The sequence below is a fragment of the Lysinibacillus zambalensis genome, from assembly GCF_040183165.1.
Classification (GTDB): domain Bacteria; phylum Bacillota; class Bacilli; order Bacillales_A; family Planococcaceae; genus Lysinibacillus; species Lysinibacillus zambalensis.
Genome location: NZ_JBEGDG010000004.1, coordinates 61666 through 86682, shown reverse-complemented (window position 1 = coordinate 86682; position 25017 = coordinate 61666). Strand labels below are relative to the sequence as shown.

The 25017-nt window shown below is 38.1% G+C and carries 20 protein-coding genes; 5 read left to right on the top strand and 15 right to left on the bottom strand.

The features are described from left to right. Positions 1 to 159: 159 nt before the first annotated feature. A complete protein-coding gene (acsA, locus tag ABNX05_RS07555) occupies positions 160 to 1887 on the bottom strand; it encodes an acetate--CoA ligase (RefSeq protein ID WP_432760129.1) in 1728 nt (575 codons plus the stop codon). 344 nt (positions 1888 to 2231) lie between these two features. On the opposite strand from acsA, the gene ABNX05_RS07550 reads away from it, so the two are divergent. The 3 genes from ABNX05_RS07550 to ABNX05_RS07540 are packed head-to-tail and all read left to right on the top strand — an operon-like array spanning position 2232 to position 4695. Then, complete coding sequence (locus ABNX05_RS07550) at positions 2232 to 2864, top strand: GNAT family N-acetyltransferase (RefSeq protein WP_079561699.1); 633 nt, start codon at positions 2232 to 2234, stop codon at positions 2862 to 2864. A 23-nt stretch (positions 2865 to 2887) separates the two neighbouring features. Next, a complete protein-coding gene (locus tag ABNX05_RS07545) occupies positions 2888 to 3538 on the top strand; it encodes an acetoin utilization AcuB family protein (protein ID WP_349659164.1) in 651 nt (216 codons plus the stop codon). After that, the gene (locus ABNX05_RS07540) at positions 3535 to 4695 is read left to right on the top strand and encodes an acetoin utilization protein AcuC (protein ID WP_349659163.1); all 1161 of its coding nucleotides are present in this window, start codon (positions 3535 to 3537) and stop codon (positions 4693 to 4695) included. Before ABNX05_RS07545 ends, ABNX05_RS07540 begins: the two co-directional genes overlap by 4 nt. A gap of 105 nt (positions 4696 to 4800) precedes the next feature. Here ABNX05_RS07540 and ccpA read toward each other — a convergent pair whose 3' ends face one another. Both ccpA and ABNX05_RS07530 read right to left on the bottom strand, forming a co-directional pair. Then, entirely contained in the window at positions 4801 to 5805 is a 1005-nt protein-coding gene (gene ccpA, locus ABNX05_RS07535; RefSeq protein WP_349659162.1) for a catabolite control protein A, read from the bottom strand. A 503-nt stretch (positions 5806 to 6308) separates the two neighbouring features. Beyond that, positions 6309 to 7394 (bottom strand): bifunctional 3-deoxy-7-phosphoheptulonate synthase/chorismate mutase, encoded by a 1086-nt coding sequence (locus ABNX05_RS07530; protein WP_197144650.1) that lies wholly within the window; start codon positions 7392 to 7394, stop codon positions 6309 to 6311. 181 nt (positions 7395 to 7575) lie between these two features. Between ABNX05_RS07530 and ABNX05_RS07525 the strand changes: the two genes are divergently transcribed. Next, on the top strand, positions 7576 to 9729 hold the full coding sequence (locus ABNX05_RS07525) for a cell division FtsA domain-containing protein (protein ID WP_349659161.1): 2154 nt from the start codon (positions 7576 to 7578) through the stop codon (positions 9727 to 9729). 51 nt (positions 9730 to 9780) lie between these two features. On the opposite strand, the gene ABNX05_RS07520 is transcribed toward ABNX05_RS07525, so the two are convergent. From ABNX05_RS07520 to ABNX05_RS07480, 9 genes are all read right to left on the bottom strand, one after another. Next, positions 9781 to 10281, bottom strand: coding sequence for a YtxH domain-containing protein (locus ABNX05_RS07520; RefSeq protein ID WP_349659160.1), 501 nt, complete (start codon positions 10279 to 10281; stop codon positions 9781 to 9783). 133 nt (positions 10282 to 10414) lie between these two features. Then, entirely contained in the window at positions 10415 to 10921 is a 507-nt protein-coding gene (locus ABNX05_RS07515) for a DUF948 domain-containing protein (protein WP_349659159.1), read from the bottom strand. A 111-nt stretch (positions 10922 to 11032) separates the two neighbouring features. After that, the gene (murC, locus tag ABNX05_RS07510) at positions 11033 to 12346 is read right to left on the bottom strand and encodes a UDP-N-acetylmuramate--L-alanine ligase (protein WP_349659158.1); all 1314 of its coding nucleotides are present in this window, start codon (positions 12344 to 12346) and stop codon (positions 11033 to 11035) included. Positions 12347 to 12574: 228 nt separating this feature from the next. Continuing rightward, on the bottom strand, positions 12575 to 15895 hold the full coding sequence (locus ABNX05_RS07505; RefSeq protein WP_349659157.1) for a DNA translocase FtsK: 3321 nt from the start codon (positions 15893 to 15895) through the stop codon (positions 12575 to 12577). A gap of 547 nt (positions 15896 to 16442) precedes the next feature. Further along, the gene (gene ytpR / locus ABNX05_RS07500) at positions 16443 to 17057 is read right to left on the bottom strand and encodes a YtpR family tRNA-binding protein (protein ID WP_349659156.1); all 615 of its coding nucleotides are present in this window, start codon (positions 17055 to 17057) and stop codon (positions 16443 to 16445) included. Next, positions 17054 to 17878 (bottom strand): DUF1444 domain-containing protein, encoded by an 825-nt coding sequence (locus ABNX05_RS07495; protein ID WP_349659155.1) that lies wholly within the window; start codon positions 17876 to 17878, stop codon positions 17054 to 17056. Before ABNX05_RS07495 ends, ytpR begins: the two co-directional genes overlap by 4 nt. A gap of 169 nt (positions 17879 to 18047) precedes the next feature. Continuing rightward, positions 18048 to 18566: a hypothetical protein gene (locus ABNX05_RS07490; RefSeq protein ID WP_349659154.1), complete on the bottom strand. Its 519-nt coding sequence runs from the start codon at positions 18564 to 18566 to the stop codon at positions 18048 to 18050. Between the two features lie 94 nt (positions 18567 to 18660). Then, entirely contained in the window at positions 18661 to 19182 is a 522-nt protein-coding gene (locus ABNX05_RS07485; RefSeq protein ID WP_349659153.1) for a DUF84 family protein, read from the bottom strand. Between the two features lie 78 nt (positions 19183 to 19260). Then, positions 19261 to 20337: a M42 family metallopeptidase gene (locus ABNX05_RS07480; RefSeq protein WP_349659152.1), complete on the bottom strand. Its 1077-nt coding sequence runs from the start codon at positions 20335 to 20337 to the stop codon at positions 19261 to 19263. Between the two features lie 294 nt (positions 20338 to 20631). Between ABNX05_RS07480 and ABNX05_RS07475 the strand changes: the two genes are divergently transcribed. After that, complete coding sequence (locus tag ABNX05_RS07475; RefSeq protein ID WP_053485038.1) at positions 20632 to 20946, top strand: peptidase M4; 315 nt, start codon at positions 20632 to 20634, stop codon at positions 20944 to 20946. A gap of 770 nt (positions 20947 to 21716) precedes the next feature. Here the strand turns inward: ABNX05_RS07475 and ABNX05_RS07470 are convergent. The 3 genes from ABNX05_RS07470 to trmB form a co-directional block, all read right to left on the bottom strand. Further along, entirely contained in the window at positions 21717 to 22943 is a 1227-nt protein-coding gene (locus ABNX05_RS07470; RefSeq protein WP_349659151.1) for a carboxylate--amine ligase, read from the bottom strand. A gap of 399 nt (positions 22944 to 23342) precedes the next feature. Continuing rightward, a complete protein-coding gene (locus tag ABNX05_RS07465) occupies positions 23343 to 24206 on the bottom strand; it encodes a YtnP family quorum-quenching lactonase (protein ID WP_349659150.1) in 864 nt (287 codons plus the stop codon). 11 nt (positions 24207 to 24217) lie between these two features. After that, complete coding sequence (trmB, locus tag ABNX05_RS07460) at positions 24218 to 24865, bottom strand: tRNA (guanosine(46)-N7)-methyltransferase TrmB (RefSeq protein WP_349659149.1); 648 nt, start codon at positions 24863 to 24865, stop codon at positions 24218 to 24220. Positions 24866 to 25017: the final 152 nt, after the last annotated feature.

The window sequence follows — 25017 nt, the reverse complement described above, 5'->3', positions numbered from 1 at the left end:
TATGAGCGACATGATCAAACTTAGAAGAAAAAATGATACCCTCTACTTCTGAAATAAGTTAAAAGAAGGCGGAAATTCACTTATCGAATGAATTTCCGCCTTCTTTTTATGAACTGGACGTGAAAATATTATATAAAATATTAAAAATTTATTTGAGTCTTAATCTTCCATCGTAGATAAATCACCAGTTGGTAAATTTAACTCCCACGCCTTTAACACTCGACGCATGATCTTACCACTGCGTGTTTTTGGTAGCTTATCCTTAAATTCGATTTCACGAGGTGCTGCGTGTGCAGATAAGCCCCTCTTAACAAAATTACGAATATCCTCAGTCAATGCATCCGAAGGTTCTACACCCTCACGTAAGGATACAAACGCTTTAATAATTTCACCTCGTACAGGATCTGGTTTGCCAATCACCCCTGCCTCGACGATATCAGGATGCTCTAGTAGCTTACTTTCTACCTCGAAAGGACCTACCCGCTCACCAGCTGTCATAATAACATCATCTACACGCCCTTGGAACCAGAAGTAACCATCATCATCCATATAGGCAGAGTCCCCAGTCACGTACCATTCACCTTTTAAGAAATAGGATTCATAACGCTCTGGATTTCCCCAAATTTGACGCATCATCGCTGGCCAACCACGTCGGATTGCTAGATTTCCCATTGTAAAAGGCGGTACTTCATTACCAGCGTCATCAACAATCGTCGCATAAATACCTGGTAATGGCTTACCCATTGAACCTGGCTTAATATCCATAGAAGGATAGTTACAAATCATATGCGCACCCGTTTCTGTCATCCACCACGTATCATGAATACGGTGACCTAGCTCATCCGTCCCCCAACGAATGACCTCTGGATTTAACGGCTCACCAACAGATAAAATGTGACGTACCGAAGATAGATCATAGTTCTCAAGCATACCACTGCCAGCACCCATTAACATTCTGAAAGCAGTTGGTGCACTATACCAAACTGTTACACTATAATCCTCAATAGCTTGGTACCAAGCTTGTGGTGAAAATCTTCCACCCACAATTAGCATTGTGACACCATTTAACCATGGACCAAAAATGCCATATGCCGTGCCTGTCACCCATCCTGGATCAGCCGTACACCAGTAAATATCGTCTTCACGCAAATCTAATACCCATTGTGTTGATTGATATTGTTGAAGCATTGCATTATGAACATGTAATACTCCCTTTGGTGCCCCTGTTGATCCAGACGTATAATGAAGAATCATACCATCCTCTCTGTCCACCCATTCAATGTCAAATTGAGAAGATGCTTCTTTCAAGCGTCTATTAAAATCTAAAATTTGTGTTGTTTCCTCTATATCAGATCCTACTAAAAAGACTTGCTGCAAATGTGGTAGTTTTTCTAAAGGTACACGTTCAAGTAACTCCGGTGTTGTCACTAATACTTTAGCTTCACTATCTGCAAGTCTGTCATAAACAGCACCTTCCATAAATGCCTCGAATAACGGACCTACGATTACGCCCATTTTCAAAGCGCCTAATAAAGAAAAATAAAGCTCCGGTGAACGGGTCATAAAAATAAATAATCGATCACCTTTTTCTAAATTTGTTGCTGCCTTAAAAACATTTGCAGCTTTATTTGTCAGCTTCTTCATTTCATTGAAAGAATAAGCCTCTTTACGTTTTCCATCATTAAAATAAAGTGCAACTTTGTTTTTCCGATGCGTTTCCGTATGACGGTCAATTGCCTCGTATGCCATATTCACAAGCCCTGTTTCATACCAACTAAATCCCTTTTCTGTCTCTGCCCAATCATGTGTTGCCGCAGCTTTTTCATAATCAAGCAAATTATATTGTCCCGGTAAAGCATTCAACTTCTCCAACATTTTCATCCCCATGAAACTACCCCTCTCTTTGCTATCGCCTTAGTACATTAGTAAGCAAATTTCAAATCATAATTTCATCATTTTCCCTCTTCAAAATCCGCCACCATCCCCAAAGACAAATACGTTATGCAGCAATTGTTATACAACAGTTTAGGCAGTATAAAATTAGCGAATGCTTATTCACACTGCATTCATCTGTTGAATAACAGTTGCAATATACATATATTTTACACGAATTCACTAAGAATGTCTTAATATTTTCATTTTTCTAAAAACACAGGTATATTTTGCAATAAATAGCGTTTTTCCGCAGGAAATCAGCTATAATGGAATTATTAAACTCAGGTGGTGTAATCATGGAACATAAAAGAACTTTTTTTTCTGTCACAAAGGAAACAAAGCATGGTACTGTGTATGTGGAAGGACCTGTTCCTCCAGAAAAATTAGCTACATATTCATTCCACGAAGGCTTGGTTGCTTTTAGACCTCCAAAGCAACAACAGCAAGCCATTATAGAAATTGCAGGGCTCCCTGAAGGACGAATTATTATTATTCGAAACGAAAACATTATTGTAGGCTACGTCACTTACTTATATCCCGATCCACTTGAGCGATGGGCGGAAGATAGAATTGATAACATGATTGAGCTAGGTGCTATTGAAGTCATTCCAGAATATCGTGGTACAGGTGCTGGCAAGGCACTACTAGCCGTGTCTTTTATGGGAGATGAAATGGAAGATTATCTTGTTATCACTACCGAATATTATTGGCATTGGGACTTAAAAGGGACTGGTTTAAATGTTTGGGATTATCGCAAAATGATGGAGAAAATGATGGGCTCTGCCAACTTCGAATATTTTGCTACAGATGACCCTGAAATTACATCACATCCTGCTAACTGCTTGATGGCACGTGAAGGAAAACGCGTGCCCCCTGAGACAATGGAAAGATTTGATAGACTTCGTTTTAGAAATCGCTTCATGTATTAAAACCAACACAAGGGGATGAGTATATGATCGTAGAAGAAATTATGAATGATGAGCCTCACACACTGGCTCCGACAAATACAGTCGTTGAAGCACTGAAATTAATGCGTGAGAAAAAAGTACGTCATTTGCCAGTTGTAGATGAGGAACATCACGTTCTCGGGGTTATCACAGAAAGAGATATAAAAGAGGCTTTACCTTCCTCATTACGGGATGAACCTAACTCTCCAGTTTTTAATGCAAAAGTGGAAGAAATTATGATTAAAAATCCACTTGTCGGTCATCCACTTGATTTCGTAGAAGAAGTAGCTCTTACTTTTTATGAATCCAAAATAGGATGTTTACCCATTGTCTCAAGAGGGAAATTAGTTGGGATTGTAACTACTACAGATTTACTCTATACATATATAGAGTTAACAGGCGCCACTGAACCTGGCTCAAAAATTGAAATTCGTGTAGCCGATACGCCAGGAATATTATTTGAAGTCACAAAAATTTTTAGCGAACATCATGCAAATGTCCAAAGTGTCTTAGTTTATCCTGACTCTGAAAATACGCAAAATAAAATATTAAGTGTCCGAGTAAAAACCCTGAATCCACTAGCTATGATTGAAAAACTTCGTAAAGAAGGCTTTGATGTATTATGGCCAAATTTACCAGGTGTTTCATTACAATGAAAAAAGCAGTATTTGTTTACTCGCCAGAGCAACTCGGATATAAATTTTCAGATACTCATCCTTTCAATCATAAACGCTTGACACTTACAATGGATTTGCTAAAGAATATTGATGCTCTTACTGATTTTGATATCGTTCCAGCTCGTGTCGCTACAGAGGAAGAGCTTTTACTTGCACATGATCAAAAATATATTGATATCGTTAAAAGAGCAGGTCATGGCGAGCTTTCAGAGGCACAATGTGAAAGCTATGGCATCGGTACTGAAGATACACCCATTTTTAAAAATATGCATGAAGCAAGTGCACAGCTTGTCGGTGGAACGTTAACAGCTGTCGATTATGTTATGGAAGGAAAGGCCGAGCACGCCCTCAATCTAGGTGGAGGGCTACATCATGGCTTCCGTGGCCGTGCATCAGGTTTTTGTATTTATAACGATAGTTCTGTAGCCATTCGCTATTTGCAGGAAAAATACAATGCTCGTGTACTTTATGTAGATACCGATGCCCATCATGGGGATGGAGTGCAATGGAGTTTTTATGAAGATCCAGATGTTTGTACATTATCTATTCATGAAACAGGTCGTTATCTTTTTCCCGGAACTGGTAATATTACGGAACGTGGAAATGGACAGGGTTATGGCACTTCTTTTAATTTTCCAATCGATGCTTTTACGGAAGATGAGAGTTTCCTAGAAATATATGAAAAAGCTATGCGAGAAGTCTTTGAATTTTTCAAGCCGGATGTTGTGCTAACACAAAACGGCGCAGATGCACATTTTTTTGATCCATTAACACATTTATATGGGACAATGAACATTTATCGGGAAATTCCAAAACTTGCACATAAATTAGCACATGAATATTGCGGGGGGAAATGGATTGCTGTTGGCGGTGGAGGCTACGATATTTGGCGCGTTGTGCCTCGCGCATGGTCTATGCTTTGGCTTGAAATGACAGATCAGCAATTACCGACAGGACCCCTCCCTCAAGCATGGTTAGATCGATGGCAGCCTGAATCACCAGTGCCTTTTATTCCAACTTGGGAGGATCCAAATCCACTATATGAACCAATCCCTAGAAAGACTGAAATCGAAGAAAAAAACACGCAAATGCTAACCAAAGCGCTACATATTATTCGCAATGAGAACCGCGCTTAACACTATGCCTCACGACTATCGTGGGGCTTTTCGTTTGCTCTTAGTCATCTATACGTCTATATAAAAACACGTAAATCCTTAAACAGATTTACGTGTTAAGTATCGTTATTTACTTTTGACAGATTGTCGATGTTCAATACGATGCGGTAAAATAACCGCTTCGTCCTCAACAGGCTCTTTGTTCATTAATTTTGTCAGCAAGCGCATTGCGACAGCTCCGATATCGTACAGTGGTAATGCGACACTTGTTAGCTGTGGACGAACCATGCGAGCTAATTTTGAATTTTCAAAGCTAATTACTTCGATATCCTCAGGTACATCTTTGCCTGCATCCTGTGCACCATGAATCAATCCAATTGCTAATTCATCACTACCTGCAAAATAAGCAGTTGGAGGATTTTCAAGTGAGGATAATGTTTCCCACGCCTCTAAGCCCATATCATAGCTCGATTCATCTGCAGCGATTAGTGATTCATCTATAGGGTAACCTGCATCTTGTAATGCTTTTTTATAAGCTGCAAGTTTGAATTTTCCATTAATAGTATACGAAAGCGGACCTGTTACGAAAGCGATTCGCTTATGACCATTTTGAATAAGTAATGTAACCGCCTCATAAGCCGCTTGGTAATAATCAATATTAACAGTCGCAATTGTTTGTGATTCATCTACTGAACCTGCAAGTACAATTGGCACAGGAGAATGATCCATAGTTTGTTGCATTTTTTCAGTTACTTCATCACTCATCATGACAATACCGTCAACCTGTTTCCCCAGCATTGTATCCAGTAGCTGAAGCTCTTTATCTTCATGTTGGTCTGAGTTGGCTAAAATAATATTGTAACGATACATTGTTGCAATATCCTCAACACCACGTGCCAGCTCCGCATAAACATTGTTTGCAATATCCGGGATAATCACGCCAACTGTTGTTGTTTTCTTACTTGCTAATCCTCGCGCTACTGCGTTTGGACGATACTCTAATCGTTCAATTACTTCTAATACTTTTTTTCGTGTTGCCGGTTTTACGTTTTGATTACCATTGACTACACGAGAGACAGTTGCCATTGAAACATTTGCTTCTCTTGCAACATCATAAATTGTAACAGTCATCGTACGTGCCTCCCTTTTTCCTTTAATAGCCTTATCATACGATAATTTTCATATTCTTTTCAAGAAGCAGTATGTATATGCAAAGAAAAACCAAGTACAAGTAGTACTCTTCTAGACATTATTTTGTCACTATATAGTAAACACCACCTGCCGATTAAAGCAAGCGGTGTTTATCAACATATCAATTATGCCCCGACAACTTATGTCTGGAATCAGCTTTGGACCAACAGATGTTTGCGCGAAAGCGTAGTGCTAACGTAGCGGCAGCATCGTGTTTTTGTCTGTGCGAAAGCAAAGCGACAACAACACAACACCGATGTTGGTCATTCAGCCGTTGCCACAGGACGTGGCGTTTTTAGACTGAGTTCCTCTATTTCAGCGGGTGTTTGAACACCCGCTGAAAAGTAACTTAAATCTGTATTCTATCTCACCTGCTCTAGAGGTGGGGGACTTCTGTACCTGTCGCTACGCTTTCGGTACAGAAAATAATTGCTGAGAAAAGGTTAAGCATTGATTTCATGGTTCTTCATGAAAGTTTGTAGTGTTTGGTAGAACGCATCAAATGTTGGAATATCCATTTGTTGTTGTGAATCTGAAAGTGCTACAGATGGATCTGGATGCACCTCTGCCATGACGCCATCAGCTCCAATAGCAATTGCCGCCTTAGCACATGGTAATAGTAAATCACGACGACCTGTTGAATGCGTAACGTCTACAAATACTGGTAAATGCGTTTCTTGTTTTAAAATTGGTACAGCAGAAATATCTAATGTGTTACGTGTTGCTTTTTCGTAAGTACGAATACCACGCTCACAAAGAATGATGTTTTCATTTCCTTTAGACATAATGTATTCTGCTGCGTGAATGAATTCATCTATTGTCGCTGCTAAGCCTCGTTTTAAAAGGACAGGTTTATTTGTTGCACCCGCTGCTTTTAATAATTCGAAGTTTTGCATATTACGTGCACCAATTTGGATAACATCGATGTAATCTAATGCTTCCTCTAAATGACCTGGTGTAACAATTTCCGTAATAACGCCTAAACCGTATTCCTCTGACACACGTTTTAAAATTTTTAGTCCTTCTAACCCTAGACCTTGGAAGTCATATGGAGAAGTACGTGGCTTATAAGCACCACCACGAATTAATTTTTCACCTTTTGCTTTAATAGATTCTGCTACCGCTGCTACTTGTTCGTATGACTCTACAGCACAAGGTCCAAATACGAAAGATGGTTTTCCTTGTCCTATTAGCTCACCATTTATATTAATGACAGTATCTTCTGATTTTTTCTTACGTGATACAAGTAACTCTTTTTTCTTGTCTGCTTCAAGTTGTTTTAAAGCTGTTTTAAAAATTTGTTTAAATATATAATCTACCGTCATTTGGTTTAATGGACCTTGATTGTGTTCTTTAATAAGATCAAGCATGTGTCGTTCACGCAATGGATCATAGCGAATCACACCTTGTTTTTCTTTAATCTTACCGATTTCATCAACTACTGCTGCTCGTTCGTTAATTAGACGAAGAATTTCTAAGTTCAAACCGTCAATTTGACTACGTAAGCTTTCTAAATCTTTTTGGCTCATGCTTTCTTGCTCCTCTCCTAATGACAGACACTTTCAGAACTCTGAAATGTATGTTACATTTTTAGATAATAGCAACATTATAATCAATGTTGCACAGAATGTCACGTATTTTTAATTTAGCGCTTCAACTCGCTAAACTATATAATTATATTAACATATTACGAGAAAGGAAGCGAGTACATTGAGTTCAAAATTATTTGCACTTGATATCGGTACACGTTCTGTAGTAGGAATTATTTTAGCAGAAGATAATGACCACTTTCACGTGGAAGACATTTTAGTAAAAGAACATAAAGAACGCGCCATGGTAGATGGTCAAATACATAATGTCATGTATGTGGCAGATTTAATCAATGAAATTAAACATCAACTTGAAGAGAAGCATGGTCCTTTAACAAAAGTGAGTGTCGCTGCCGCTGGTCGCTCTTTGAAAACAGAACAAGCAAGCGTGACAATCAATATTCGTAATCGGCCAATCTTTACAGAAGAGGATATAAGCCGTTTAGAACTACAAGCAGTTCAACAGGCACAACAACAGCTCCTTCAACACAAAGATGATGCTAAAATAAGCCACTATTATTGTGTTGGTTATTCAGTTCTATACTATCGTTTAGATGGAGAAGAGATTGGTAGCCTACTCGATCAGCAAGGCGATGAAGCACAAATTGAAGTGATTGCTACGTTCTTGCCAAGAGTTGTCGTAGAATCCCTTATCGCGGCTCTTAAACGGGCGGATTTAGAGATGGATGCACTAACATTAGAACCTATTGCAGCTATTAACGTGCTTATCCCCCCAACGATGCGTCGTTTAAATGTGGCGTTAGTTGATATTGGTGCTGGTACATCTGATATTGCCATTACCGATAAAAGTACTGTTGTCGCGTATGGCATGGTACCAACAGCTGGTGATGAAATAACAGAAGCATTAAGTGACCATTATTTACTCGACTTCCCAGTTGCCGAACAAGCGAAACGACAACTGCAAACAGCAGAAGAAATATTAATTCAGGATATTTTAGGCTTTGATCAATATTATCCGAAAGAGGAAGTTCTTCAAGCAATTGATCCTGCTGTCAAGCAACTGGCGAAAGCCATTGGAGAAGAAATATTACGTCTTAATAATCAGTCAGCTCCTAAAGCGGTAATGCTTGTTGGTGGAGGTAGCTTAACACCCAAACTTACAACTGAACTTGGACTTATACTAAATTTACCTGCCAATCGCATTGCTGTTCGAGGGATTGACGCTATTCAAAACTTAACAAAGGAAGATCATATTAAAGCATCTCCTGAATTAGTGACTCCAATTGGTATTGCCATTGCGGCAAAAAAAACGCCTATTCAATATATGAGTCTAACTGTCAATGAACAAGTAGTGCGCCTTTTTGAATTAAAAGAAATGACTGTTGCTGATGCATTTTTAGCAGCCAATATTCGAGCAAAGCAGTTATATGGAAAACCAGGGCATGGACTATCAGTGAATGTAAATGGACAAGATATTTTCATTCCTGGTGGTCACGGTCAACCGGCAGAAATTTTAGTGAATGGCCACCAAGCATCCACTAAAACGATGATTAAAACCGGTGATGCCATCCAGCTAATTGAAGGTCAAGACGGTCAGCAAGCTAATGCTACGGTGAGAGATATTGTAGATGATGCTGCCATTAAAACCGTTACGATTCAAGAAACAAAATATGTAATTGAGCCACAAATAACTGTTAATGGTTCCCCTGCATCACTCGATAGTGCATTAAATGATCGAGATGTTGTGATGTTTGAAATAGCTGAAACAGTCGAGGATGTATTTAAGCGCACAAATAATTGGGCGTTATTAAAACAATTTGAGTCATTTTATATTCAAGTGGATGGAAAGCCACTTTATTTACCAGATTTTTCAGCTCATTTAATGATTAATGGTAAACCATCAAAAATGTCATATGCTGTACAAGATGGTGATGTACTTACATTTCAGCAACAAACATACCCTACCGTTCAACGGATTGCTGACCAAATGAGTGTTTTACTTGAGGATAAAATCATCATACACTTTCAAAACGAGGTAGTAGAGCTAAAAAAAATGGCTAACGAAGTTCTCGTTAATCGAGTAGTGGTATCACCTCATTCAACCGTTCCAAATGGAGCCGCTATTTCATTTAAAGAGAAAGACCGAAGTCGTTGGATATACCAGGATGTGTTCCGCTTCTCTAATTGGCAACTGCCTACTACTTTTAAAGGTAATTTTACAATTTTACGAAATGGTCAACCAGCAACCTTCGATATGGAGATTTTCGGTGGAGATAAACTAGAAATTTTACTAGAAAAAGCGCCTATATCTTAAAAAAAGGGATACGATACATCGTTGTCAGATGTATCGTATCCCTTTTATCTATTACGCGCGAACTTCTTCACTTTTTTCTTCAGCTTGTTCCTTATTTTCACTAGCATCCTGTGCTTCAGGTTCTTCGCTAGGAATGAAATCCTCCAGTGGCTCTTCACCCTCGAAAGAAACAGTACCATCGTCAAAAACAGTTGGTGCCTTTGCTGATTTTAATGTTTTTACTTTCTCTACTAATTGTGTAGATTGTTCTTGAATTTGTTTAGATAATTGAACGGTTTTATCTTTTGCAGTTGTCGAGAAATCTGCACTCTTATCTTTTAAGTTAACAGCTTGTACTGCTACATCGCTAAGTAAATCTTTTCCTGATTTCGGAGCTAGTAATAAGCCAGCAGCTGCACCTACTATACCCCCAACTAATGCACCAATAACGAAATCCTTCATGTTCACTCGCTCCTCTTCATAAATCGATTCTTGCGGATGATAAAGCTGCGGCAATGAACTTTCAAGTTGTTGTTCCTTCACTTCATTAAAATTCGGCTTTTGAGTTGTCATGCAACAATTCCTCCCCATCTTATTATCTAATTTGCCTAGACTGGTTGTCCATCTGCTTTTGCGGATGCATTCTTCAACTTATGCCTAAGACTTTATTTTTATTCAGCTGGCATTAACGCCTACCGAACAATAATTATTTTTTACGGCCCCATTTTCTTTTCGATTTCTCAGTTTGCGCTGATTCAAAAGGATAAACATCATCTTGAATCGCCTCATTGGCTTGTTCGATAATTTTACGTTTTTTCCACTTATCAGCAATGCCGATTGCGACATTACTCCACTGAACAACCTGTGCAATTTTTTCTTCATTTTGTTCCACACTTGTAGAAATTGAAGAAGTAATTTGCTGTACAGATTTATTTAAACCATTCACAGAGTCGCCAATCCCTTTGACTGCATGAACAACAGAATTTAACTGTTCAGATTTTTCTTGAATATCTTCTGCCAAGCTATTTGTTTTAGTTAGTAAGGAAGTCGTTTCACGTGTAATACCTTCCATTTGACCTTCTATACCTGATAATGTTCCTGCTAAACTGTTAAGGATTGGTTTGAGCGAAATTAATGTCATTCCTACACTCACACAAAAAATTAAAAAACCGATTGCTGCGATGATTGCTGCAATATACAAAATAACTTCCATAACTAGACCTCCTGCAAGTACAAATTCTCTTTACTATTCATTTCCTTATTTTCGACAAAAAAAACGGAATCCCTTCTCATTTTTGAGAAAAAACAGCTTATTCCTTGCGGACTAAGCTGTTTCGTTGTTCTTTAGCACGCCTTCAAAAGCATCTTGGAATTTGTGAACATCGCCAGCGCCCATAAATAAAAATACTGCGCCTTTATGCTTTGTCAACACATCGATTCCTTCAGTGGTAATCACTGCACTGCCTTCAATTAAAGACGCTAAATCTTGGATTGAAAGTGCGCCTTGTGTTTCCCTTGCAGAGCCAAAAATATCACATAAATATGCTGTATCTGCAAGACTTAGACTATCTGCGAAATCCTGTAAAAAAGCTTGTGTACGTGTAAATGTATGTGGTTGGAAAATAGCTACTAGCTCACGATCCGGAAATTTTTGTCGTGCCGATTGAACCGTTGCACGGATTTCAGTTGGATGGTGTGCATAGTCATCTATTAAAACATTATTCCCAATTTCCGTTTCTGTAAAACGTCTTTTCACACCTTTATATGTGTTTAAACGTTCTTGAACGATGTCTGGTGAAATACCTTCATATTGGCAAAGTGTAATAACAGCTAAAGTATTTAATACCGCATGATCGCCAAACAACGGGATAAAGAATGTACTATAAAATTCATTGCGGACAAATACATCAAATTTTGTACCCTTTGTTGTTTTTTCAACATTACGAGCTTCAAAATCATTTTCAGCCCCAAATCCGTAATAAACAACAGGTACTTTCGCTTGAATACGTTGTAAATGTTCATCATCACCGCAAGCAATAATGGCTTTTTTAACTTGTAATGCTAATGCTTGAAAGGCTGAATATACATCCTCTATGTTTGCAAAATAGTCAGGATGGTCAAAATCAATATTAGTCATTACTGCGTAATCGGGATTGTAAGCTAAAAAGTGTCGACGGTATTCACATGCTTCCATTACAAAGAAGTCAGCATTTTCATGCCCAGCTCCTGTTCCATCACCGATTAAATAAGAAGTTGGCTTATAACCACCTACAACATGAGACATTAAGCCTGTCGTAGATGTTTTACCATGTGCACCTGTAATAGCAATCGACGTATAATTACCGATATATTCACCTAAAAATTTATGGTAACGAATAACTTCTACACCGATTTCACGTGCACGCTCTAATTCGGGATGATCATCAGGAAATGCGTTCCCTGCAATAACTGTCATACCTTCTTTAATATTATCTGCATTAAATGAAAAAATTGAAATATTACGCTCACGTAACGGCTGTTCCGTGAAGAAATATTTATCAATATCTGAGCCCTGTACTTGTTCACCAGCATCAAATAAGATTTGTGCAAGTGAACTCATGCCAGAACCTTTAATGCCTGTGAAATGAAAAACTGTCATTAATTAAACCCCCCGGGAATTCAATATCCCTTCTATCATCTATTAGGTGTAACGTATTTTTTCACTAATTATTAGGTATTAATACCTTTGGTAGTACTAAAAAATACGTACTAATCAACACATCTTGTCTATTATAGCACTATTTATGCATAAGGATAAATGTGTAACTTTTCTAAAAAAACTAATTTCGACGTAATTAAGATAATCTATACGAAAACAATACAATTCTTATTCAAACATAGCAATTAAATCTTCTTCTGTAATATAACTTTCTCTCGGTTTACTGCCTCTTGCCTCAGACACAAAACCATGTGATTCCAACATATCGATTAAACGAGCAGCACGATTATAACCAATATGGTATTTGCGCTGAATCAAGGAAGTAGAAGCACCGCCCTGCTCATAAACAAATCGACATACATCCTCAAACAGATCATCTTGCTCAGCCGAAACTTCCGTCTTCTTTAAAAGTTCCTCTTGATCGAATATATAATCTGGCTCTCCTTGTTCACGAACATGCTCAATAATCGCTTCAATTTCATCATCTGTCACAAATGTACCCTGCAAACGCACTGGAGCAGACATACCATTGCCTAAATATAACATATCGCCCCGTCCAAGTAACCTTTCTGCACCTTGCCCATCTAAAATCGTACGCGAATCGATTTGTGAAGATACCGCGAAAGCAATACGTGTAGGAATATTTGATTTAATAAGCCCTGTAATAACGTCAACAGAAGGTCTTTGAGTTGCAACAATTAAATGGATACCACAAGCACGTGCCTTTTGCGCAATACGACAAATGGCCTCCTCTACATCTGCAGGAGACATCATCATTAAATCTGCTAATTCATCAATGACAATTAGAATATACGGTAATTTTAAGCTATGTTCATTATTTTTATCCGCAATTGCATTATAACGTGTAATATCACGTGCACCCGCATGAGCAAATAACTGATAACGACGCTCCATTTCCTCCACTGCCCATTTCAGTGCAGCTGTAGCCGCTTTAACATCTGTGATGACTGGGCTAACTAAATGTGGAATATGATTAAACGGTGCTAATTCTACCATTTTAGGATCGATGAGCATCAGCTTTAATTCATGTGGTGCAGCTTTATATAATAAGCTAACCAAAATTGAATTAATACAAACTGATTTACCAGAACCTGTAGCTCCGGCAATTAAACCATGTGGCATTTTTCGTAAATCAATGGTTACAGGCTTCCCTGTTAAATCCAGACCCAATGCTGCTTCTAACGGTGAATCTGACTCAAGGAAAGAAGCACTATTTGTCACTTCCGATAATCGAACAGCGCGAGATACACGGTTCGGAATCTCAATGCCAATTGAGCTCTTCCCAGGAATCGGCGCTTGGATGCGGATATCTTTCGCTGCCAATGCAAGCTTCAAATCATCTGATAGATTACGGATTTTACTAACCTTCGTACCATGACTCACTGTTATTTCAAATTGCGTCACGGCAGGTCCTTGCATAATCGATTCTATTTGAGCTGAGACTTGGAAATAAGACAAAGCTTCGACTAACGTATCTCCCTGTTGCTCCATCCACTCAGTATCCTGTGTTTTTTCCTCAGGTGGCTCTAAAAACTCATCATCTGGCTTTTGATACACATGCACAGGTTTTTGAGGCATTTCCATCACTTGATTTTCCACGGATGTTTCATCTGATTTAGAAGATTGTTCTGGATACTCTTCTAGATCAACATAATTCTTCTCGGGAATCACTACATTTTCGGTAGTAAGCTCCTGTTCAGTAGTTGATTCTATTTCCGTTTCGTTAGTTACCTCTACTTCCTTTTCAGTAGTCGTTCCCATTTCCGTTTCAGTAGGTACTTCTACTTCCTTTTCGGTAGTAGCTTCCATTTCCGTTTCAATAGGTACCTCTACTTCCTTTTCGGTAGTTGCTTCCATTTCCGTTTCAATAGGTACCTCTACTTCCTTTTCGGTAGTTGCTTCCATTTCCGTTTCAGTAGGTACTTCTACTTCCTTTTCAGTAGTCGCTGAAATTTCGTCGGAGCTTTCAACATCAATTACAGTCTTTTCTAATGTCGAAACGTTCGACATTGATGCAACTGGTGCCATTGAAATGACCGACACACTTTCTGTTGTAGCATTGAATGGAGCAGTATTTGGAATAGAAACCTCGTCTTCCTTCGACGAATGTGGTGCTGCTGTTTCATCCATCTCTAACTCTCTAATTTCTAAATGTATAGATTGTTGAATCTTATCTTCATTGGACGGTACTAATCGATGTTCTTCCTCTAAATGAAACGGCTCAGAAGAAGGCGCCTGTTCCTCTTGATCCTTTTCAACAATTGTAGGGGTCGGCATCGTATTTTTTAATTGCTGTCGAATTCTCCATTTCTCTTTATCTGTTTTAAGCATTAAAACATTGAATGGAACGCCACCACTTTTTTCTTTCTTTTCTTCCGGTTGCTCTTCTACAGATTGTTCTTGCAATATATCTTGCTCACGATCTTCATTCACGGATGGCTGGACTACTGTAACTTCACCAATATGGATGGTAGAATTTTCGATTTGTACTTGTTCTACAACTACTTCTTTCACATGAACTTCTGATTGATCAACCGGAAGATGTTCAATATTCAGCTCTTGCTGAACAGCTTCTTTCACTTGGTCTTCAAATTCTACGGCAAAAGAAGTTGTTAGCGGTACAGGTAATTCCGCTGTCGTTTTATCATTAGGATGATTGGTTTCGTCTGATAATTTATCTTCAAAAGTAATCGGTTGCTTAGTAAATGCTTCAATTGTTTCAGGGATTTCTAACTGTTCAGGTCCTTCTTTTCGCTCTGCGCTAATAGGCTCTTTTATTTCCAGTATATTTTCAATAGCCTCATTTGTTGTCGCTTCTTTTATAGACTCAGTTGCTGTAGGTATTTCTAACTCTTTTTTGTCGTGCTCTTCCTTCCGTTTCTCTAATAGTTGTTCAATTGGGCTCGGCTTAGTAAAACCATAGACTGGTGACGGAACATCAGTTGGTACAAAACGTTTGCGATTAGCCTGCAAATCACTTTCATCTGTTTTTTCTGATGGATACTTCGTTTCTTTAGGTGTAGTAGGCAATTCATTTTGCGCATCTCGAAAAACCAGACTTGCTTTCGAACGATTCTCCGGTTGAGGCTGACTTCGCGTAATCGTCGTTCTACCTGTTCTTTTCGTTCGATTTGCTAATAGTTCTCGAATACCTGAAACCTCAATATCATACACACTTGAATCTACAATATGATTATTTAAATGCCTCGGTAGCGATAAATCTTCAATTTGTCCGGAGGATGCATCGTCCATTTGATTGAATGCTTCTTTTAATGATGGTGGAGCTGAAAATTCCTCATCCTCAATTAACGGAAAACGAAAAGTTTTTTGCTTTGCAGCAGTTGTTTCTTTAAATGAGTTTTGTTGCTCAGATTGTTCTTCTTCATAGTCATCATAAAACTCTTCATATTCGTAATCATTGTCATCTTTATTTAAAAATTTATCCATTTGTTTTTTTAACCAATTCACATTGTTTCACTCATTTCTCTTACACTTCATTTATAGCATTAACTAAATCAATTATGCCTCGGCATAATTGCGTCCGGAATCGGCTTTGTTTTAAGCCTGCACGAGGGCCGACACGATGTCGCTCTTTCAGTAATGCCACAGGACATGGCATTTTTACCAATGCAGGTCAGTTAGCCGTTATCGCATGGATGCGATGGTTTTAGGCTAGCATCCTATAATTCTGTGACATCCGCCGGAGGCTTTGGGCTAACACGACGTTGGTCACTCGGTCATGTATTTTTGCTGCCGCTTCGCTTTCGCACAGTTAAAACCTTGTCGCTTTCGCTACAGGAAATATTTGCCGAAAGAAGTTAAATGTCTATAACAAAAAGCATACCATAAAAATGTAATAGAAACTTGTATTTAGAGGCTCATTCTAGACAAAAAAATCGTTATGTTACTAGCATATTAGTAGCATAACGATTTTAAGTACATATAATCAATTCGACCTTGGTATAAATTGAGTTATCGCTTACTTTCGCAAAGCTAAACCGTGTTTTCCAAGACTTTATTTAGTTGGCGCTTCGAACGCACTACCAGTTGTTGCATCTTCTGGTAATACTAAAATCCCTTTTTCAGAAGGTGCATTTGGTATTGCTAATTCGCGTGCTGAACATAGCATACCGTATGATTCAACTCCTCGTAAATTACCCTCTTTTATAAGCATTCCAGAAGGCATTACTGCACCGATTTTCGCTACGACAACCTTTTGGCCCGCCTCCACATTTGGTGCGCCACATACGATTTGTAATGTCTCGTCACCTACGTTTACAGCACAAATGCTTAGTTTATCAGCATTCGGATGCTTGTCCTTTGTTTCTACATAGCCCACAACAAATTTTGGAGAAAAATCTACATCTAAGCTGATTTCAGCTCCGTTTTTTGTAATAGCTGTCTCTAGCTGTGCAACTAATTCTGGAGTAACTTCAACTAAACCTTGTGCTTCAGTTTGTATATAGTTACTAGCATTAAATAAATTAAATGCTTTAATTTCTCCTGTTTGTGCTTCCTTTAAAATAGCGATATCACCCGCACGCTCTACCTTTGTTTTAACGATTGATTCTGTCGCTAATTGTACTAGCAATACATCGCCTACATGCTCTTTGTTGTAAAATATATTCATTGTTTTTCTTGCTCCTTTTTAACTCTATTTTTTGCTAATATAAAGATTGGTTCTAGTTCCCCATCTTCATAAATAAAAGATAATGACGTAATCGGTACGGTACCGACAGCAAAGAAATGCATTGTCATCTGTGCTAATACATCATACCCTGTTTCATTACGAATATCACCTACTATTAATACATCCTGATGTGGCACAGATAACGTCATGTCACCCTCAATTTTAGTCTGCATTTCTTTCAAAAAGCTTTCATTTAAAATGCGACTTGCATCATAGCCATCATTAGCATTAACAAAATAGAAAACATTCCCTGCAACTTCATCTTTCTTATAAACTGTTGGTAGTTGCTTTACAGAGAATCGTGCCATGTCACGAACTTGCTCTACTGTTAATTGTAGTACCTCTAACATGGATTCATCAATAAAACGATAAGTTTTTCCTAAATCAAGCGCATAAAAAATACGTGTTTCAGCTGTATGTTCAGTCGTGATGAATACATGCCCTTCCTTCGAGGCTTGAGGGTAGGATGTTGCACGAATAACTGGATAAATTTTTGTAGTCGCTTGGAATCCTTGTTCCATCTCTCGCTCCATCGCATTAAAGGTTTGCTCGATTGTATAAACGACTTCATCGATTGCAGCCCCCTGCTTGTCATTATATTTGGCTAAAATGCCTGGCAGGGAAAGCTCCATCCCTTTACCAATTTTTTTATGGTTTAGACGTAATTTATCGTACTTTTTGTCAAATTCAAAATCAAACTTTTCCTCATTCAATTGTTGTTTTAATAGGGACACAAGTTGTTCTGATTTAATTTGTTTCACCTAGTTCACATCCTTTCTTCCAAATCAATTTAGGTTCAGCACTGTTGCGCAGATAACGTCACTGGATGTGACGTTTATAAACTGAGTTCCTTTATTGTAGCTTAAAATATGCCGAATGAAGAGAAAACGGCTCACATGTTTGTGAACCGCTCTGTTCAAAACTATCCAATTATTTAATCTTAACCGAATGAACGATTTTCGTCATCTCGTGTAGATTATCTTTAATATGTTCCGCGTGCGAAATGGTCGTCATTTTTACACCACCATTACTAACAATAAGCTCAAATTCGTTCTCATTATCAGTTTTTAAAACAGTCGCAAAGCCGAAAATACCATTCTTTTCATAAGTATTTTCTTCGATTATGTTTTTTGAGCTATCAGCTTTTAATAGATTGTAATATAGTTTACTATCTGCATCTTCACGATCATTAATGAAAAGAATATAACGCTCTTTTCCTGTCGTTACTAATATATTATATGCATCTGAACTGTCGTCAACTTTAAAGTTTGAAGGTAAGTATAATTCTACATCCCCAATACGATCTGTTTGCTCCTCTGGTTGTTCTGCAAAAACGGTCTTCATATTTTGAAGTCCATCTTGAATTTGTTCATCAACCGATAGATTACAACCAGTAAGCCCCAAAAGTAGAAGTAGTAAGCCAACAACTCTCACCGATGTAAAAGACATATTCTTCTTCCTTTCATTGCTAACCTTTTTCTATTTTAAAAAAGCTTTATCAATTATGCAACTTCACTATTCCATTTTTACTAATTAACTGACACTACTCATGCGTTAATGAAAATAAATATTGACCAATAAGGAGTGAAACTATATGTTCAAACATCATCTGACGACTTACTAATCCTTGCGTAAAAATACCTACAGCTCCCGCACCTTGTCGGATATCCCGACGTTGTGTATATTGCTCCATTACAGGTCCAAGTTCCTTCTCTGCTCTTATTTCCTGGGCAATTTCTTCTGGTAATATAATTTGTGCGCCCGAAGCTGTATAAGTTGTGCCATTTGATACTGTAAGAGCTCCCCAGTTGCAAACATACATCACACCATCAATTTCAGTCACTCCACCCTCTAATCCAAACGATAATTGGGCACCCGTCTCATCGATTGCGTTTTTCGAACGGTTTATTGCGCCTAAGCGTGTTTCTTCATGGGTCATCGGTTGATCCGATACTTGCGATGCAGCCTTAACGCAAGTGAAAATTGGTTTATCAAAATACTTTCTAGCTATAACTTCAACAGCCTCTGTTTTTGCTTTGTTTGTTGTACCAATAGCTATGTTCATTTTCTAATACCTCTTTCTTTGCATAGAAAAAGATGCCCCTAAAGGCATCTATTAACTTATTTCAAACGGATGTCTTTTTTACACATTAGCGCGAATCGTTGCTAATGTCGAACGATCTACATTTTTCACTAGTTCCACAATTAAAGCTTTTGCAGCTGCATAGTCATCAATATGAATAATCGACGCAGATGTATGAATATAGCGTGAGCAAACTCCAATTACTGCACTAGGAACACCGTCATTCGCTGTGTGCACACGTCCTGCATCCGTACCACCTTGTGATACAAAATATTGATAAGGAATATGATTCGTTTCAGCAGTATCTAAGATGAACTCACGCATGCCTTTATGAGTAACCATCGTACGGTCAAGAATACGTAATAATGTCCCTTTTCCAAGCTGACCAAATTGATTTTTTTCACCTGACATATCATTTGCAGGTGAAGCATCTAGGGCGAAAAATAAATCTGGTTTAATCATATTTGCGGACACTTGAGCACCACGCAAACCAACTTCTTCCATCACATTCGCACCTGAATATAAATGTGAAGCTAGCTTTTCACCCTTAACTTCTTTCATTAATTCAATTGCCAGTCCACAGCCATAGCGGTTATCCCAAGCTTTGGCCATAATTTTTTTCGGATTGGCCATCGGTGTAAATGGGCAGACAGGGATAATTGATTGACCTGGACGAACGCCAAGTGCAATAGCATCTTCTTTATTGTCTGCGCCAACATCTATAAGCATATTTTTAATATCCATCGGTTTAGAACGTTCAGCATCTGTTAATAAGTGTGGTGGTATTGATGAAATCACACCTGGAATCGCGCCATTTTTAGTAAATACCTCAACGCGTTGCGCTAGCATTACCTGGTTCCACCAACCACCTAATGTTTGAAAGCGGATCATCCCGTTATCGGTAATAGAAGTAACCATGAATGCCACTTCATCCATATGACCAGCAACCAACACTTTTGGTGCATCAGCAACTTCACTATGCTTTACACCGAAAATACCCCCTAAATTATCTTGAACGATCTCATCCGAGTACTTTTCCAACTCAGAACGCATGAATGCACGTACCGCATGTTCATTACCCGGCGCACCTGGTAATTCTGTTAATGTTTTAAATAATTGTAATGTTTCCTCATTCATGTTGACTCTCTCCCCACGAAGTAGAATATTCTTCCTTGTCCATTGTAACATATTTATCTATATCCAGCGGAAGACTCCCATTTTCCAATGAGTAGCGGAATAAGTGCACATGGAGTTCATCTTCACAGTGTGTCCCATGTCGCTAAAGTTTTTATCTGTGCGAAAGCGAAGCCTCAGCTACAAATGCCTAATTCGCAAATATGATACATTTCCTAAAAAAGTGCTAACGTGTGAACGTGCATTCACTCTATATGCTATGTTAAAATGAACCTATAGAAAAAGGAGGAAAAGAGCATGAAATTACGTGATTTTTTAATTGGTGTTGCTACTGGCCTTGCTGCCGCAGTCATTGTTAAAGAAGCAAGTGAAAAGGTTTCTCCGTATGTACCTGCAGGACAAGTACTCGAAAACATAAAAAAGGAATTTAAAAAAGATTCACCGATTGACGGTTCATGGATTTTTATGAAAACAGACAATTTCTCAAACGGCATTATGACTATTCCTGTATACCGTGGAGGTATCTCTCGTTTACACGAGGGTGAAATGCAAACATTTGAATTTGCCGCTGACGCTCGCTCGGGTGTTGTAGTAGAGCTACAAGAAGTATAACCTTACACAGTAATACGCGAACAAAAATTATAGACTACAAAAGAAGCCATCTCAGCTATTTGAGATGGCTTCTTCCTTGTTATGAAAAAATTTTATGTCCATCAAATTAAGGTGTGGTTCTTCAACAAAACGAGAGGTTGATTTCCGTTCCGACTGGGCGCTTTCCTGGGGGCGTCCGATGAGCCGCTTCACTCGCGTTGCTCGCTCCAGGGTCTCATCTGTGACGCTAGTCCCCAAGGAGTCGCCCAGTCTCCACTCCAATCAACCACTTAACATAGAGTGTATCTTCTGGCATCTTACTATAGTTTATAGTGATCAAACAAAACTTTAGCAAATTTTTTTGTGAGAAAGCGAAGCGGCAGCAACAATGTATCTGTGCGAAAGCTCAATGATAATGTAGCGATAGTAACAAATACTTATTTAAATTACTACAATAATAATATATTTATAATTGAGTCACTGTTTTAAATCTATTCTGTTCAATTATAGTGAGTAGCCATATCGTTCACTTTTGAAATGAATAAATTATACGCTACTGCTGATTGGAGTGGAAGGCTACTCGACTCCCGTGGGAAAGCGAGACAGGCGAGACCCTGCACGGAGCGTAAGCGGAGGAAGCGGCTCGACGCTCGCCCACAGGAAATCGAGTAGCCTGGAACGGAAATAACTCACATTTAAAAAAGTACAACTTTTATAAATTTCTCCTTAATCATTTTGTTTTCCAATTCTATGAAAAAGCCATCTCAGTTATTTGAGATGGCTTCTTTGTTTTATTCAGTCAAACCTTTATTGTTAAAGTACTTTTTATACTTTCGATAATAATTTAAATTATTTAACGTTAGCTTCACCCAACGTTTCGCATTCATATCTTGATTATAGTAAAGGGAGTTTGTATATTTCCCTTCACGAATTAATTTTTTAGCTTCCAGTTTAAGCTTTTCATTAGATGCATATTTAAATAATACACCTTTAGGAATAATCATCCATAAATGCTTATCCTGAACATAAGTTACTTCTTGCTCAATATTTAACATATGGTCATCAGCTACATATTTCATTAAATTATGACCACTTGCCGTAACATAGTAGCTTGAGCGGCCATTACGCAAATTGATTTCAAACAGCTTATACTGTTTGTCCCGCATATCGTATTTCATATCGAAGTTAGCAAAGCCAGTATAACCGATATCCTCTAAGAAGAAGCGTACTTGATCCATTAATTCTTTATCGTATGTTGTAACGATTGCTGCATAACTACCAATTCCTTCAGGTGAATGCTCTTCTAAGATTGGATTTCCTAGACACATTAGCTTCACTTTGCCGTCTTTCCCTACATATGCATTTAATACACGCATATAAGAATCGTCACCTGGGATGAATTCTTGAATAATCATTGTATCCTGATAAGTTGAGCTATAGATTGCTTTTAAGATAGCCGTTTTTTCCGCTTCATCATGTGCAACAAACACTTTTTTCTTACCTGGGAATGAACATGCCCAGTATTCCACCGAGTTCGATGCCTTTAAAATAATTGGATATTCAAAAGGTGGTGTAAAGTTTTCGTAATTGCCAGCTGTCACAGTCGTCGTACCTGGATACTTAAAATCGTACTTATCACACATTTTATAGAAATTTTCTTTTAATAAAATTTCATCCATTAATGATTCGTCAATATATGGTACTGTAAAATGTTCCTGTAATGCTGGCTTATTTTTGATAATAAGCTTTGCATAATCATCTCCACACGCTAACAACAATAGTTTTTTATCAGAATACTTTTTTGCGACCTTTGCAAGTGCAGGTGCAAATACATCCTGTTCATTTAAGCGATCAATTTCTTGGAAATTTATGATATGGCTGTCTTGTGTTGCCGTTAAATGTGAACGTCCTAATACAAGTGGTTTAATTCCATATGCCTCATAAAATGCACGTGCCATACCATATGCATTCATATCTGATCCTAGTAATACTGGTAAAAATGGTTGCTCCGTTGCCATGTATTTTCAACTCTCTTTTATGTTTTAGTATAGTTTTTAGTGTATCATATTTTCCAAAATGTTCACGAAAAAAGTGTCAAAAAAAAGGGGAATTAGGCTACAGACCATAATGTAGTTTTACCAAAGAGCCATACTTTAGTTATTTATCTACTCTAATTAATTTAAAGGCTCTGATTTCCTCTACGGGCTACTCGCTTTCCCGCGGGAGTCGAGTAGCCCTACGCTACAATCAGTTAAAATAGTCATACATTAGCAAAATATCAAAAAATTCTTTCTATCAGCTACTAATAAACCTTATTTCCCCAATCACATGTTTATTTACCTTAATTTCATTGTTCAATACTTTTCTACACATCAATAAAAAAACGTGCGAACGCAAAAGGTTCACACGTTTTTTATTTAGAATGTAATAACAGCTTGTCTGCCACGTTCTAATTTATCTACAACTTCTTTACCTGTTTCATCCCATTTTATCATGCGATAATACGCGTCATGGTAGAAGATAAAGCCGTAGCCTTTCGCCAGCGCCTCTTTCATTATACGTTCCTTCGCAAAGACACTCGTCATTGGATAATCATCATACGCTAAAACCCATAACGGATTTTGATGTGCATGTGTTGGCATAATATCTGCCATATGCAATAATACTTCGCCATTTTGAGTCAATTTTATAATGGCATGTCCATCACTATGACCACCAGTATGAATCATTTCAATACCCGGAGCTACCTCTAACGTACCTTCATACGTTTCGATTAAGTGCTGAACTGGCTCCCAGTTTTCTTTCCAATACGTATTTTTCGAGCGGATATTTGGCTCACGCATTTCATCCCACTCAATTTTCGTTACAAAGATTTTTGCATTCGGGAATGTTGGCACAAGTACATCATCTTCCCATTGCGTTAAACCTCCAGCATGGTCAAAATGTAAATGCGTCATTAATACTACATCAATATCAGCAGTTGTTAATCCTAACTCCTGTAAACTAGCCGCTAATGTTGACTCCTCAGTTACCCCAAAGTTACGTAGCTGCTTTTCATTTAATTTGTTAAAACCAACGCCTGTATCAATAATATAATTTTTGCCTTCATATTGAATTAATATCGGCTCAGTTGGTAACTCGATTTGATTTTTTTCGTTGACTGGATATTTGCGTGCCCAAAGTGGCTTTGGCACAACCCCAAACATAGCACCGCCATCAAGGCAAGTGACACCCCCGTTTAGCCATGATAATGACATATTGTGAAACTTTAACTGATCCATCCATTCTCCCCCTAGTTAGTTAAGAATTGCGATTCTAGACGATAAATTGGCTGTCCTTTAGCAGAGAATTTCTCCTCATATTCAGTCATAACATTATCCTCAGGCATATTCGCATGTAGGTCGAGTGATACATACTTAAGTAACATACCATATTCAGACATACTCATTAATGAATACTCAAACAAACCACGGTTGTCCGTTTTAAAATGGATTTCCCCATTATCCACCAAAATCGACTCATATAATTTCAAAAAACCCTCGTGCATTAAACGTCGCTTAGCATGGCGCGTTTTTGGCCAAGGATCTGAGAAATTCAGATACACACGGTCTACATCATTTTTTTCAAAATATTTATTTAAATCTGCGCCATTTACTTTTAATAGTCGTAAATTCGCTGGAGATTTAGCCTCTAAAATTTTTTCCAATGCACAAACAATTACACTATCATAAAGCTCAATGCCAATATAATTTATATCTGGATTTTGTAAGGCCATACCTGTGACAAATTGTCCTTTCCCAGTACCTACTTCAATGTGTATTGGGTTGTCATTTCCGAAAACAGCCTGCCAATTTCCTTTAAAGTCTTCAGGATTTGGAACAATCACCTCTGGATGATCCGTAATCATTTCCTCCGCCCAAGGCTTATTTCTTAATCTCAATTTTCTTCCTCATTTCTTTTTCATGAAATTATTAATTTTTTATAGTATAACGTATTACTATTAAATTCGCATGAAATTATTGCGAAATGGTATTTTTCAGACTCATCACTATAGCGTAGGGTTGATTTCCGATCCGACTGGGCGCTTTTCTG

Excerpts from the sequence above, each read along its gene's own strand:
- acsA (WP_432760129.1), bottom strand. The coding sequence starts at position 1,887 with ATGGGGATGAAAATGTTGGAGAAGTTGAATGCTTTACCGGGACAATAT.
- ABNX05_RS07550 (WP_079561699.1), top strand. The coding sequence starts at position 2,232 with ATGGAACATAAAAGAACTTTTTTTTCTGTCACAAAGGAAACAAAGCAT.
- ABNX05_RS07545 (WP_349659164.1), top strand. The coding sequence starts at position 2,888 with ATGATCGTAGAAGAAATTATGAATGATGAGCCTCACACACTGGCTCCG.
- ABNX05_RS07540 (WP_349659163.1), top strand. The coding sequence starts at position 3,535 with ATGAAAAAAGCAGTATTTGTTTACTCGCCAGAGCAACTCGGATATAAA.
- ccpA (WP_349659162.1), bottom strand. The coding sequence starts at position 5,805 with ATGACTGTTACAATTTATGATGTTGCAAGAGAAGCAAATGTTTCAATG.
- ABNX05_RS07530 (WP_197144650.1), bottom strand. The coding sequence starts at position 7,394 with ATGAGCCAAAAAGATTTAGAAAGCTTACGTAGTCAAATTGACGGTTTG.
- ABNX05_RS07520 (WP_349659160.1), bottom strand. The coding sequence starts at position 10,281 with ATGACAACTCAAAAGCCGAATTTTAATGAAGTGAAGGAACAACAACTT.
- ABNX05_RS07515 (WP_349659159.1), bottom strand. The coding sequence starts at position 10,921 with ATGGAAGTTATTTTGTATATTGCAGCAATCATCGCAGCAATCGGTTTT.
- murC (WP_349659158.1), bottom strand. The coding sequence starts at position 12,346 with ATGACAGTTTTTCATTTCACAGGCATTAAAGGTTCTGGCATGAGTTCA.
- ytpR (WP_349659156.1), bottom strand. The coding sequence starts at position 17,057 with ATGAATATATTTTACAACAAAGAGCATGTAGGCGATGTATTGCTAGTA.
- ABNX05_RS07490 (WP_349659154.1), bottom strand. The coding sequence starts at position 18,566 with ATGTCTTTTACATCGGTGAGAGTTGTTGGCTTACTACTTCTACTTTTG.
- ABNX05_RS07485 (WP_349659153.1), bottom strand. The coding sequence starts at position 19,182 with ATGAACATAGCTATTGGTACAACAAACAAAGCAAAAACAGAGGCTGTT.
- ABNX05_RS07480 (WP_349659152.1), bottom strand. The coding sequence starts at position 20,337 with ATGAATGAGGAAACATTACAATTATTTAAAACATTAACAGAATTACCA.
- ABNX05_RS07475 (WP_053485038.1), top strand. The coding sequence starts at position 20,632 with ATGAAATTACGTGATTTTTTAATTGGTGTTGCTACTGGCCTTGCTGCC.
- ABNX05_RS07470 (WP_349659151.1), bottom strand. The coding sequence starts at position 22,943 with ATGGCAACGGAGCAACCATTTTTACCAGTATTACTAGGATCAGATATG.
- ABNX05_RS07465 (WP_349659150.1), bottom strand. The coding sequence starts at position 24,206 with ATGGATCAGTTAAAGTTTCACAATATGTCATTATCATGGCTAAACGGG.